The sequence below is a fragment of the Runella defluvii genome (assembly GCF_014195535.1).
GTDB lineage: Bacteria > Bacteroidota > Bacteroidia > Cytophagales > Spirosomataceae > Runella > Runella defluvii.
On sequence record NZ_JACIBY010000003.1, the window covers coordinates 501,480 to 514,718 of the forward strand.

9 protein-coding genes are annotated in these 13,239 nt (G+C 43.0%); 6 read left to right on the forward strand and 3 right to left on the reverse strand.

Annotated elements, in window-relative coordinates; all coding sequences use genetic code 11:
- Nucleotides 1-154: 154 nt before the first annotated feature.
- Both thrS and FHS57_RS09585 read right to left on the reverse strand, forming a co-directional pair.
- Nucleotides 155-2,110 (reverse strand): threonine--tRNA ligase, encoded by a 1,956-nt coding sequence (gene thrS / locus FHS57_RS09580; RefSeq protein WP_183972900.1) that lies wholly within the window; start codon nt 2,108-2,110, stop codon nt 155-157.
- Nucleotides 2,111-2,241: 131 nt separating this feature from the next.
- On the reverse strand, nt 2,242-3,489 hold the full coding sequence (locus FHS57_RS09585) for a tetratricopeptide repeat protein (RefSeq protein ID WP_221225584.1): 1,248 nt from the start codon (nt 3,487-3,489) through the stop codon (nt 2,242-2,244).
- Nucleotides 3,490-3,802: 313 nt separating this feature from the next.
- Between FHS57_RS09585 and dnaK the strand changes: the two genes are divergently transcribed.
- The 6 genes from dnaK to FHS57_RS09615 all read left to right on the forward strand — a co-directional run bounded on the left by dnaK (nt 3,803) and on the right by FHS57_RS09615 (nt 12,206).
- Entirely contained in the window at nt 3,803-5,713 is a 1,911-nt protein-coding gene (gene dnaK, locus FHS57_RS09590; protein ID WP_028525504.1) for a molecular chaperone DnaK, read from the forward strand.
- 311 nt (nt 5,714-6,024) lie between these two features.
- Nucleotides 6,025-8,307, forward strand: a complete 2,283-nt coding sequence (locus FHS57_RS09595; protein WP_183972904.1) for a hypothetical protein — start codon at nt 6,025-6,027, stop codon at nt 8,305-8,307.
- A gap of 261 nt (nt 8,308-8,568) precedes the next feature.
- Nucleotides 8,569-8,823, forward strand: a complete 255-nt coding sequence (locus FHS57_RS09600) for a hypothetical protein (protein ID WP_183972906.1) — start codon at nt 8,569-8,571, stop codon at nt 8,821-8,823.
- A gap of 94 nt (nt 8,824-8,917) precedes the next feature.
- Nucleotides 8,918-9,817 (forward strand): class A beta-lactamase, subclass A2, encoded by a 900-nt coding sequence (bla, locus tag FHS57_RS09605; RefSeq protein ID WP_183972908.1) that lies wholly within the window; start codon nt 8,918-8,920, stop codon nt 9,815-9,817.
- A gap of 83 nt (nt 9,818-9,900) precedes the next feature.
- Nucleotides 9,901-10,431: a gluconate 2-dehydrogenase subunit 3 family protein gene (locus FHS57_RS09610; RefSeq protein WP_183972910.1), complete on the forward strand. Its 531-nt coding sequence runs from the start codon at nt 9,901-9,903 to the stop codon at nt 10,429-10,431.
- A 62-nt stretch (nt 10,432-10,493) separates the two neighbouring features.
- Nucleotides 10,494-12,206, forward strand: a complete 1,713-nt coding sequence (locus tag FHS57_RS09615) for a GMC oxidoreductase (protein ID WP_183972912.1) — start codon at nt 10,494-10,496, stop codon at nt 12,204-12,206.
- Between the two features lie 43 nt (nt 12,207-12,249).
- On the opposite strand, the gene FHS57_RS09620 is transcribed toward FHS57_RS09615, so the two are convergent.
- Nucleotides 12,250-13,227 (reverse strand): 3-hydroxyacyl-CoA dehydrogenase family protein, encoded by a 978-nt coding sequence (locus FHS57_RS09620; RefSeq protein ID WP_183972914.1) that lies wholly within the window; start codon nt 13,225-13,227, stop codon nt 12,250-12,252.
- Nucleotides 13,228-13,239: the final 12 nt, after the last annotated feature.

Below are 13,239 nucleotides of genomic sequence, written 5' to 3' on the forward strand. Positions count from 1 at the left end.
CTTCATTTCAGTACTAAAGTACTCATCTTACGAAACAAATGTCATTAGAATTTAATTAGTTTTTCGCGAGACTCAACCTTAGCACAAAAAAAGAGCCTCTAAACCCAGAAGGGCAAGAAGCTCTTTTTTTGTGGTACTTTTACCAACGACTATTTTAAGAACCAAACGTGGCGATTGTTCCTTGCACTTCTGACTTAAAGTGAGCGATAAATTCTTCCAAAGGCATTTGACCCAAATCGCCTTGGCCTTTGCGACGTACCGACACTTTGCGTTCTTCTTGCTCTTTTTCCCCAACAATCAACATGTACGGCAATTTGTTCACTTCCGCGTCGCGGATTTTGCGACCAATTTTTTCATCGCGGTGATCCACGTACCCACGAATGTCGGCTTCTTGCAACTGCAAGAACACATCGTTGGCAAAATCTTGGTATTTCTCCGAAATTGGCAATACCGCAATTTGATCAGGCGACAACCAAAGTGGGAAGTTGCCCGCCGTGTTTTCAATCAAAATGGCGATAAAACGCTCCAACGAACCAAACGGCGCGCGGTGAATCATCACGGGGCGGTGCTTGCCTCCGTCTGACCCCATGTATTCGAGATCAAAACGTTGTGGCAACTGATAATCGACTTGGATAGTCCCCAACTGCCATTTGCGTCCCAACGCGTCTTTCACCATGAAGTCGAGCTTAGGGCCGTAGAAGGCTGCCTCGCCCAATTCAGTCACGGTATTCAACCCTTTCTCGGCTGCGGCTTCGATGATGGCACTTTCCGCTTTGTTCCAATCGTCGTCGCTACCAAAATACTTTTCTGGTTTTTCGGGATCACGCAACGAAATTTGGGCACTGTAATTTTCAAAACCTAACGAACGAAAAACGTATTGAACCAAATCAATCACCCGCTTAAATTCGTCCTTCACTTGGTCGGCTCGACAGAAAATGTGGGCGTCATCTTGGGTAAAGCCCCGTACGCGCGTTAGTCCGTGCAACTCACCGCTTTGTTCGTAACGATAAACTGTTCCAAATTCCGCCAAACGCAATGGCAATTCGCGGTACGAGCGCGGACGAGATTTATAAATTTCGCAGTGGTGCGGGCAGTTCATTGGTTTCAGCATGAACTCCTCGCCTTCTTCGGGCGTATGAATCGGCTGGAACGAATCCTTTCCGTATTTTTCCCAGTGTCCTGACGTAATGTACAATTGTTTACCCCCAATGTGCGGCGTAACAACGGGCGAATAACCCGCCCGTACTTGCGCCCGACGCAAGAAGCTTTCCAGACGCTCGCGCAACAACGCCCCCTTCGGCAACCACAACGGCAACCCTTGTCCTACTTTTTCGGAGAACGTAAAGAGTTCTAGTTCTTTCCCCAACTTACGGTGGTCGCGTTTTTTGGCTTCTTCCAATAAGTGGATGTATTCGTCTAGTTCTTTTTGTTTCGGGAACGTCACGGCATACACCCGCGTCAGCATCGGACGTTTTTCATCGCCGCGCCAGTAGGCGCCTGCCACGTTCATGATTTTGGCGGCTTTGATAAAACCAGTATTAGGGATGTGCGGTCCACGACACAAGTCGGTAAAGCTACCTTGTTCGTAAAACGTGATTTGGCCATCCTCCAATCCGTCAATCAATTCCAACTTATATTCGTCGTTCTTTTCGGTGAAATACGTAATGGCGTCGGCCTTGCTGACTTCGCTGCGCTTGTAGTCATTTTTTTGACGCGCCAACTCCAGCATTTTGTCTTCCACTTTTTTGAAATCATCTTGCGAAAACGTTTTTCCTCCCAAGTCGATGTCATAGTAGAAACCTGTTTCAATGGCTGGACCAATTCCGAATTTGGTTCCTGGATACAACGCTTCGATGGCTTCGGCCAACAAGTGCGCCGACGAGTGCCAGAAAGTAGCTTTCCCTTCGGTATCGTTCCAGGTCAACAATTGGACGTTGGCATCCGACGTAATGGGGCGCGTTGCGTCCCAAACTTGTCCATTGACTTTGGCAGCCAGCACATTACGTGCGAGCCCTTCGCTGATACTCAGCGCGATGTCCATGCTGGACACACCTGCGGCATACTTACGAATGCTACCGTCAGGCAAGGTAATGTTAATTTGTTCAGACATTTTGTTAAATTGTTTGGAGATACAATCCACGTCCTCAGTGGCGAACGATTAAACGACAACCATCTACTACTTGTACTACACGGATTGCTTGGGCGCAAAATTGGGCTTTTTTCTGAATTTTGCCAACCTCTCTACGGTTTGATTTTGAAGTTTCGACTGGTATCTGCCTTTGTTTTCAATTGAAGGTTCGGGGTTAGCACCTCGATTTGCACCCGCGACGGATCCAATGCCTTTTCGGGAGCCGTTGTTTCATCCTCGGCCTCCGCCACGGCTTCGGGCGCCGCAGGCGGCAACGTCCCGTAGGTTTCTAAGTACATTTTACGTTGTTGGGCGCGGTACAACCGCCCCTTGGAGCGCCAATCGGTTGGGTCTTGCTCGGCGGCAAGGCTGTATTGTTCGATAGAACCGTCCAAATTTCCAACGCGGTCATAGGCGGTACCTAATAAGAAATGTATTTGCGGGTATTTGGGATTGAAACGCTGCACTTTTTGAAAACTCTTGATGGCTTGCGGAATACTGTTCCATTTTAAATAAATAATACCCGCGTAAAAATCAGCTATGTAATTAGTAGAATCAAATACAATGGCTTTTCGATAACTAATCAAAGCACTGTCCAGCCGTTTTTGGGTGAAATACATCTCACCTCGGGCATAATGCAACTGTGATTCCTTGGGGAAGTACTTTAAGCCAATTCTGTTGATTTCCCTCGCCTGATCGTATTCTCTCAAGCGGGTATGAATGGTCGTAAGCTCCACGTAAGCGGGCAAAAAGCGCGGCTTTAAGTCCAAAGCCCGCTGCATCAACGCAACCCCCGAAAGCGTGTCACCCTGACGGGCATCGAGCAGTCCCGTGTAAAAATACGCCTCTCCGTCGTAGGGAGCCATTTGGAGTGCCTTTGCTAAATACAATTTTGCTTGTCGAAACTGGCGTTTTTGTTGGGTCAAATCCCCCAACAATACGTACAATTCAGGCGTATCTTGTTGCAATACTTCCGCCCGTCGGGCAGAGGCCAAAGCCTCGTCATATTTTTTTAATTGGCGCAATACCCTAGCTCGGGTCAACAGAAATAGTCCATTGCTGGGGCTGATGTCAAGGGCTTCTTCAATGTCTTCGAGTGCACGGTCATACTCACGCAGCGCCACGTAAAGCTCGGCGCGTTTGTGATAATTAGCGGCCGAACGGGGGCTTCTTCGGATGACGGTGGTTAAGTACTCAATTCCGACTTTAATGCGGTGCGTGGCATCATCGGTCGGCAGTGGTGGGATACGGGTACTTTGACGGGTATCACTAGAACACCCAACTACGCTCAAAAAAGCTACACACAAGCAAAAAAATGACAGAATCCCTTTCAAAATCTTCGGTTCGGATAATTGTGCCACAAATTTCGAGAAAGTTTTGGGTAAATCCACCATCCTTGCCCGAATAACGGCTGTCAAAACTGCCTATTTTTCCCAACGCCGCTTGACAAAACAAGACGATGTGACGGGTAGCCTAATCCTTACGTTATGCCTTTTTCCGCGATTTGACGCAAAGCGGCGCATTTTCTGCCAAATTGTCATTTTTAGCTTTTAAAATTTTCACTGGCACACTCGTTGTACATATTAGCCCCGTAAGAGGGGTGCAACAGCCAAAAGCCCTCCCTCTTTAAATCTGTTAAACGAGCTTAAAAAGCTCACTTAAAATTTACTACTAATGGGAAAAATAATTGGAATTGACTTAGGCACTACTAACTCGTGTGTGGCCGTAATGGAAGGGAACGAACCCGTCGTAATTGCCAACAGCGAAGGTGCTCGCACCACCCCTTCGGTGGTAGCGTTTATGGACAACGGAAACGGCGAACGCAAAGTAGGTGCTCCTGCAAAACGTCAAGCCATTACCAATCCTCACAATACCATCTCTTCTATCAAGCGTTTCATGGGTAAGCGCTTCACAGAAGTAGGAAGCGAACTCAAGACCGTTGCATATACTGTCGAACAAGGAGCTAACAACACACCTCGCGTGCGTATCGGTGAGCATCTGTTTACACCTCAACAAATTTCGGCGCACATTTTGACAAAAATGAAGCAAACCGCCGAAGATTACCTCGGACAAACAGTAACCGAAGCCGTGATTACGGTGCCTGCTTACTTCAACGATGCCGAACGCCAAGCAACCAAAGAGGCGGGTATCATCGCTGGCTTGGACGTAAAACGTATCATCAACGAGCCTACCGCAGCAGCTTTGGCCTACGGATTGGACAAACAAGGAAAAGACATCAAAATCGCCGTTTTTGACTTAGGTGGTGGTACGTTCGACGTATCTATCCTTGAATTAGGCGATGGCGTATTTGAGGTAAAATCAACCGACGGTGATACACACCTTGGAGGTGATGACTTTGACCAAGTGATTATCGACTGGTTGGCCGACGAATTTAAGAAAGACGAGGGCATCGACCTCCGTCAAGATGCGATGGCGCTTCAACGTTTGAAAGAAGCGGCTGAAAAAGCAAAAATTGAGTTGTCAAGCTCAACGCAGTCAGAAATCAACCTACCTTATATATTCCCAGTAAACGGCATTCCAAAACACTTGGTACGTTCGTTGACAAAAGCGAAGTTTGAGCAGTTGGCCGACAGCTTGTTCCAACGCATGATGGAACCTTGCAAGCGCGCCATGAATAACTCGGGTCTTCGTATTTCGGACATCGACGAAGTGATTCTTGTGGGTGGTTCAACTCGTATTCCACGCGTTCAGGAAGAAGTAGAGAAGTTCTTTGGAAAAAAACCTTCTAAAAACGTAAACCCTGACGAAGCAGTAGCCATCGGTGCTGCCGTACAAGGAGGTGTTTTGACAGGTGAGGTAAAAGACGTACTCTTGCTTGACGTAATTCCGTTGTCATTGGGTATCGAAACCTTGGGTGGTGTTTTCACCAAATTGATTGAAGCGAACACAACCATTCCAAGCAAAAAATCAGAAACGTTCTCGACGGCTTCTGACAACCAGCCTTCGGTAGAGTTGCACGTGTTGCAGGGTGAGCGCCCAATGGCCTCTCAAAACCGTACCCTCGGCCGTTTCCACCTCGACGGTATTCCACCAGCCCCACGCGGTGTGCCACAAGTCGAAGTAACGTTTGACGTGGATGCCAACGGTATCTTGAACGTAACGGCAAAAGATAAAGGAACGGGTAAAGAGCAAAAAATCCGCATCGAGGCATCAAGCGGTCTTTCAGATGCTGAAATCCAACGGATGCGCGAAGAAGCCAAAGCCAACGAAGCCGCTGATAAAGCTGCCCGCGAAGAAATCGAGAAAGTGAACCAAGCTGACTCAATGATTTTCAGCACGGAGAAGCAGTTGAAAGAATACGGTGACAAACTTTCGGCAGGAAACAAATCGGCCATCGAAGGGGCTTTGGAAGAACTCCGTACCGCACACAGCAGCCGCAATGCTGCCGCTATCGACGCCGCCATGACCAAAATCACCGAAGCTTGGAACGCCGCTTCGCAAGAAATCTACGCCGCAGGTGCTGACGCAGGTGCGCCACAAGACCCATCGGCAGGCGCTGGCCAACAAGCCAACGCTGGCAACGGCCAAGAAGGTGAGTTTGTCAACTTTGAAGAAGTGAAGTAATTTTTTTAGTCGATAGTCCACGGACAATGGTCCACGGTCAGACGATAGTCAGACCGTCCACAACTATCAAAGATTATAAATGCACAACAGCCCTGCCGCGAGGTGGGGCTGTTTTTTTGTTAGGTTGTGCGAGGGGTTTTACCGTTTGATAACTTTTTTTGGAAAAATCTTTGTCATCAAGTATTATTGTAGTTGTTGATAAAAAAATACGAACACGCTTAACTTCACTATATACCTCAAATAATTATATATTTAAAGTGAAGTACGATTTCGATTAGTAACAAGTTAAAAGTTTTCAAAACTATATTGCTATGTCTCAAAAAAAACTTCTATTAAATTCATTAGTCGCCTGTGAAAAATACGAATTTGATAAAATTATAAAAATATATTTGAAAGAAGTATATAATTATCAAAAAATTATTCTTACTGATGGAAAAGATGACACAGGTATTGACATGAAGGTATTCGATAGCGGAATTGAAAAAGTCCAATTTCAACTAACAGTTCAAAAATCAGAAACTCAGAGAGAAAAAACAAAATTTGAAATAAAATTATTTGAAGATGTAGCAAAAGCTAGGCTGAATAATGCCAAATATGGTTACAGCAATTCATTATTCTTTTTTTACTCTCGCCCTTTAACTAACAAATCAATTAGAGAGTATCAAAAAAGAGCCTTATCTGAGTTTAGTATCAACTTAACTTTGATTGAAGCTAATCGAATCGTAGAAGAAGCTGAAGAATACTTACAATTGCAAAAAGCCATTATAGATACTAATGAAATTGAAAAAGTTGTTTTCAACGACTCTATTTTTCCTGAATCTGATAAAAATTTGGTATTCGATTTGATTGGTTTTGGAAAATCTTCAGATTTTAAACTTCAAATTATAGAATCCTTCATTTTACAAGAAATTCTTGTAAACGACTCTTTAAATCTCAATGAAATTCTTAAGTCATGTTCAAATAAGTTCGGCAAAAATGAAAATAATATTTTTTACAATAAACTCGTAAATAAACTTCAATCAAACAAAAAAATCAAAAAGAACAATTCTAGTCAATATGAGCTTACCAATGAAGAAAAAGAAAGATTAATTAAATTAAAAGATATTTATGATGCAAATGAACGTAATTTCATACGAGGAATTCGATCCACTTTAAATTCATATAGTCAAGAAGAGCATTTGGAAGAATATATTATGGAATTGAAAAATATTTATATAAACAACTTTAACACAAACATTATTGAACTAATTGACAATTTACATACAAATAATTTAGCTGGGACATTCAAGGATTTTATTAACTTCATAAAAGTACATTATAAAGGTTCCAGTGAGCAAATAAAATCTCTAGCTAAAGAGTTATTTTCCTTTTGTCAAGAAGACTTCTTTTTACAGAAATTTTGTGCTGGCAAAGTATTTAGTGAGACCTCAAATCTCTCAAGAATTGAAAAATATGTTAACACTCAAAAAAAGATTTTTGTTGATACACAATTAGCAATATATGGACTATGCTTTTATCACAACCCTAAATCTGTTTACAACAACTATTATTTCAATACTACAAGACTTTTAATTAACTTTTGTATTGAAAATAGAATAAAACTCAATCTACCTGACCGATATTTATGGGAAGTTCAAACCCACTTAGAAGAAGCATTCAATCTTTTACCTTTTACACAATTACCAAATTTCACAAAATTGGGCAAATCACGAAACGTATTTTATAACTACTATTTAAATTACATAACCGAAAAAGAACATATAAGCTTCGATTTTTTTTTAGACCAGTTTGGATTTAAAAGCAGCGATAACTATAAAAAACATAATTTAATAATAGAAAGTCACCTAAAAAAAATGGGATTCCAGATTACAAGCCCTACAAAACTTTATGAAATAGAAGATACATCAAGAATTATTCAATATGATTTAATGTTAAACCATAAATTTAAAACCAAATTTAGTTTAAATAATGATGCTATTGTCATGGAGTATTTATCTGACGATGATATTGAAATACATAAACTACAACCAATTCTACTTTCATGGGATAAGACTTTCTTCAATGTTCAAAAAATATTTTTCACAAAAAACCCAACATATCAAAGGTGGTTTTTAATGACCCCAAGTAGATTTATTGACCAGTATTCATTGCTTCAATTTAAAATTGATTCTGATACAATATCCTCTGAAATGATAGCATTTCTTACTGATGATATTGTCCAAGGAACGCATGCTTTAATTGACTCAATTGCATTCATTTTTACCAATAATGAAGTTAGTTTAGAGTATGCGAACCGACTTGCTGAAATCAGAGACAATGAAATTCATAGAATTCAAGAGAAAGAGATAATACCACCAGAAAATATGGAGGGAGAAGCTGTTATTGATGATGTATTTTATAAATTAACAACTCATTACCAAGAAAATGAAAGTAGTTTAGAAAAATTCAAATCTGTTTTTTCTGACCCTGCATTAATTGATAGAGTAATGGAAGTAATAAAAAGAGCAATTGATAACATTTATAAAAAGAATAAGACATTAGATAATACTGTTTTTGTTGAGTTTGACTCAATAATAAACAGTGTCAGCGCATAAAAATTTTGTTGCATGAATAGTAAGACATTGATTAAAAAGAGGATTTTACACACTCAATTAGCTTATTTTATGCAGTATTGTACTATTTCTACATAAATTAATCACACAAAAAAGCCACTCCTTACTAAAACCTATATCCTGTTTAAGTTGTTTTGAGACCTTTGAAGCTCTACGAGCTGCCCAAAAAGGGTATTTATTACTCCCTTCCACCATTTTTACGAGTGTTATGCAGGCCAGTAAACAGCCTTCAATCAATTGCGAGTGTTAGCACAACTTCGTAAACTGGAATCAAAATTAAAAGATATTGTCATGGATAGGATTGCGAAATATATAGATGAAAAAAGAGATGTTGCCTATTTGATTGGGCAAGATAAAGCACGAGAACAGGAACAAACAAAGTTTGTTACAAACTTGCTTGAAAAATTGAGCCTTACTGTTGAACAAATTGCTGACATCACAGGTGTCTCAGTCGAATTCGTAAAAAATATCAAACAAAAACTTAGTAGCGATAGGTAGCTCGCTCGTCATATTACTAAATTTCCTTTAATTTTGAATCTCATTTTTCCTGCCTAGTTTCGTGGCGTTGTTTAAATTGACCCACTCACAAACTATGCAGACCTCCCTTTTACGCCTCTTATTTCTCCTTTTTGCCACTTTTTCACTCACTACCTCGGCCCAGCTTCCCGATTTGAAGAAAAAAATCAGCCAAATCGTCGCGGGCAAAAAAGTAAAAGTCGGCGTCGCCATCTTGGGGCCTACTCCCACTGATACGTTGTCCTTTTACGGAAATGGCCGTTTTCCGATGCAAAGCGTTTTTAAATTACACATTGGACTGGCGATGTTGTCGGAAGTGGACAAGGGTAAGTTTAAGTTAAACCAACCCATCAAGGTCGAAAAAGCTGACCTTATCCCTGATTTGTACAGTCCCCTCCGCGATGCGTATCCCAACGGCGGCGACATCGAGCTTTCCAAAATCATTGAATACACCGTAGCTGAAAGCGACAATGTCGGCTGTGAATTGCTCCTCAAATTACTCGGTGGTCCACAGGCCGTCGAACAATACCTGATGGGTCGTGGTTTTAAGAACGTATCCATCAAAATCAACGAACAAGTGATGCAAAAAAACTGGGAGTTACAATACCAAAACTGGACAACCCCCAAAGCAGCCAATGACCTATTGGCAGCCTATTATTTTAATTCACGAAAATTACTTTCATCCAAAAGCCACGAATTTTTGTGGGCGGTGATGAAAGGAACAAAAACGGGCAAAAATCGGCTAAGAAGTCAGCTTCCCGCCGAAACGGTGCTCGCTCACAAAACAGGTTCGTCGGGCACCAACGCCGAAGGACTAACCGCCGCTGTCAATGACATTGGGGTACTTTTCCTTCCCTCGGGCAGTCCTGTCTTCATCAGTGTATTTGTCACCAATTCCACCGAAAGCGAAGCTACCAATGAAAAAATCATTGCCGATATTGGAAAGGCTACGTGGGATTATTTCACAAAAAAATAACCCTTGCTGATTGTTTTCGCACAGACCAATAGTAAGATATTCCTACCTTATACTTTATAAATACAAAACCACCCGATACAAACATGAACCGTAGAGATGCTATACAGCAGGTTGCTCTCCTTTTAGGGGGCATGATCTCCGCACCCGCAATGGCTGGAGTGCTCGGAGAAAAAACGAATTTCGGCGAAAGCGTTCCTGTAAGTGCAGAGCAAGAAGCTTTTCTTTCTGAATTAGCCGATGTCATTATCCCAACTACTTCTACCCCAGGTGCCAAAGCCGCTGGTGTAGAGAAATTTATCGTGCGTGTCATGCGCGATTGTTTCCCCAAAGAAGACCAAGAGAAGTTCTATGCAGGGCTTACCAAATTGAACACCGACAGCCGTTCTTCATTTGGAAAAAGTTTTGTTGAACTCGACGGTGCTCAAAAAATTCAGGCTATTAAATCACTCACCACCAGCGACAAAGCGTTTTTCTTGCGCATGAAAGAGTTGACTGTGACAGGGTATTTCACATCAGAGATTGGGGCTACAAAAGCACTTGAGTATTTACCAATTCCTGGACGTTTTGAAGGATGTGTTCCGCTGAAACCAGGACAAAAAGCCTGGGCACTTTAATTCGAGCAATGCCGAACTGATACGTTCATTTATCTATCCAGTAGTTTCAAATTTAGATTCCAATGTATTTAAACATAGATGCACAAAAAGAAATGACCTACGACGCAATCGTTGTGGGCTCGGGAGTGAGCGGTGGCTGGGCTGCCAAAGAACTCACCGAAAAAGGATTACGCGTTTTGATGCTCGAAAAAGGGCATAAATTAGACCACGTAACGGGCTACGAAAATGCCATGAAAGACCCTTGGCAAACCAAATACAACGGTCGCCTCACGGTAGAGCAAAAAGAAACGCACCCAAAATTGAGCCGCGATTATCCGTACAACGAGATGTCGGAAAAGTATTGGATGAACGACTCTGATTCATTGTACAAAGAAGTGAAGCGCTTTGACTGGTACCGTCCTAACATTGTAGGGGGAAAATCCATCATGTGGGGGCGTCAATCGTACCGTTTGAGTGACATCGACTTTGAAGCCAACCTCAAAGATGGCATTGCCGTTGACTGGCCGATTCGCTACAAAGACGTTGCGCCTTGGTATAGTTACGTAGAAAAAATCGCGGGGATTTCGGGAGAAAAACTAGGTCTGCCTCAGCTTCCTGACAGCGAGTTTTTACCCCCAATGGAAATGTATTGCGTTGAAAAAGAAGTTCGTAAACGCATTGAAAAAGATTTCCCTGGCCGTACGATGACCATCGGTCGCGTTGCGAACTTAACCAAACCTTCTCAGTTTATGGTTGACAACGGACGTGCTGCTTGTCAATACCGTAACAAATGCGCCTTGGGTTGTCCGTTTGGCGCGTATTTCAGTACCCAATCGTGTACGTTGCCTTTGGCCGCGAAAACGGGTAAATTAACCCTTCGCCCCGACTCAGTTGTCACCAACTTGATTTACGACGAAAACAAGAAAAAAGCGACGGGCGTACGCGTGGTTGACGCCGTAACGCTTGAGGAACGTATCTTCAACGCCAACTTGATTTTTGTTTGTGGTTCGGCACTTGGCACAACGGCCGTATTGCTAAATTCAACGTCAAATCGTTTCCCTACAGGTTTTGGAAACGACAGCGGCGAACTAGGACACAACTTGATGGATCACCACTTCCGTACGGGAGCGAGTGGAACGTGGGAAGGTGATGCCGATAAATATTATTTCGGTCGCCGCGCCAACGGTATCTACGTGCCACGTTACCGTAACATTGGCAACGACAAACGTGATTACCTACGCGGATTTGGCTACCAAGGAGGCGGAAGCCGTGCGAGTTGGCAACGCAACGTAGCCGAATTGAGTTTTGGCGCTGACTTCAAAGAGGAATTGACGAAACCAGGACCTTGGAGCATGGGCTTAGGTGGTTTCGGAGAAACCTTGCCTTACCACGAAAACCGCATGTACCTCGACCCCAAAGAAAAAGACAAGTGGGGAATGCCATTGGTGGTATTTGACGCCGAACTCAAAGAAAACGAGAAAAAGATGCGCGTCGATATGGCCAATGACGCTGCCGAAATGCTTGAAAAAGCGGGTGTGAAAAACGTGAAGTCGTACGACCGTGGTTCGTGGTTAGGAATGGCGATTCACGAAATGGGTACTGCTCGTATGGGCCGCGACCCTAAAACATCGGTCTTGAATGGCAACAACCAAGTACACGCTTGCAAAAACGTATTTGTAACCGACGGTGCTTGTATGGTGTCAGCTTCGTGCGTCAACCCATCACTTACTTATATGGCACTGACGGCCCGCGCCGTTGACTTCGCCGTGAAGGAACGCAAAAAAGGAAATATCTAAAAAATAAAAATACCCCGACTCAAGTATGAATCGGGGTATTTTTTTATCCATTTTGTTCCATTTTCTTTTTGACAACGTCGGCTGGATAACGCAAAGCTAACGCTCGAATTTCGTAGCTAAACTCCTCAAAGGTTTTTTTCCACAAAAGCGCTTCCTCTTCGGAATAAGGATAAAAACCGTGTGCATTGGCCACCCCTTTCCCTCCATCTTTCACAATATCATCGATTAACTTCGGTACCTCGGCGGTTGTACTGAGGGTTGGAAATAAATCTTTCATCACGGTATGGTAGGCGGGAACGCCCGTCAAATCCATCCACCGAAACGGCCCTACCAACGTCATCCAATACCCTGCATTATTTCGACAGGCACGGTCCACATCTTCTACGGTCGCGTAGCCATTTTCCACCAAATGAAACGCTTCACGGTAAAGCGCATACATCAAGCGGTTGGTAATAAACCCACGAATATCCTTTCGAACCAAGGTAGGCTCTTTTCCCCAATTTTGGGAAACTTCGTACAACCACTCTCCTTTTGACACATCACTCAATTCCCCACAAATTACTTCCAAAAAACGGGTTGTGTGCGAAGGTTCCGCCCAGTGAAGTCCCAAAAAGCGCTCAGGATGAGCCACTTCTTTTTGCAAAATACTGATGGGAATCGCCGACGTATTACTAGTAATAATCGCTTCTTTTGAGACAACAGCCTCAATTTTCTCATAGACCGATTTTTTTATGGGCAAACTTTCGAGCGTACATTCAATGACCAACGCACAATCGGCCAGCAAGTGGTAGTCTTCCGTAATCGTTAATTGAGCAAAAAAGTGCTCGGGTGCAAAAGTAGTCAATCCTTCCGCTTGCGATTTTTGAAGGTGTTCATGAATACGCGGTTGGGCAGTTGGGACATCCAAAGGCAAGGGAGCTACTGCTACTACTTTATGTCCTGCCATTAGCAAACAAGTAGTAATGCTGCACCCCATAAGCCCTAGTCCAACTACCCCTACTGAAATAGCTGATGTGGTCATGGTTAGGTTTTA

What these genes read in the sequence shown, in the direction of transcription:
- FHS57_RS09610 (WP_183972910.1), top strand. Translation starts at nt 9,901, where the DNA reads ATGAACCGTAGAGATGCTATACAGCAGGTTGCTCTCCTTTTAGGGGGC.
- dnaK (WP_028525504.1), top strand. Translation starts at nt 3,803, where the DNA reads ATGGGAAAAATAATTGGAATTGACTTAGGCACTACTAACTCGTGTGTG.
- FHS57_RS09620 (WP_183972914.1), bottom strand. Translation starts at nt 13,227, where the DNA reads ATGACCACATCAGCTATTTCAGTAGGGGTAGTTGGACTAGGGCTTATG.
- FHS57_RS09595 (WP_183972904.1), top strand. Translation starts at nt 6,025, where the DNA reads ATGTCTCAAAAAAAACTTCTATTAAATTCATTAGTCGCCTGTGAAAAA.
- bla (WP_183972908.1), top strand. Translation starts at nt 8,918, where the DNA reads ATGCAGACCTCCCTTTTACGCCTCTTATTTCTCCTTTTTGCCACTTTT.
- FHS57_RS09615 (WP_183972912.1), top strand. Translation starts at nt 10,494, where the DNA reads ATGTATTTAAACATAGATGCACAAAAAGAAATGACCTACGACGCAATC.
- thrS (WP_183972900.1), bottom strand. Translation starts at nt 2,110, where the DNA reads ATGTCTGAACAAATTAACATTACCTTGCCTGACGGTAGCATTCGTAAG.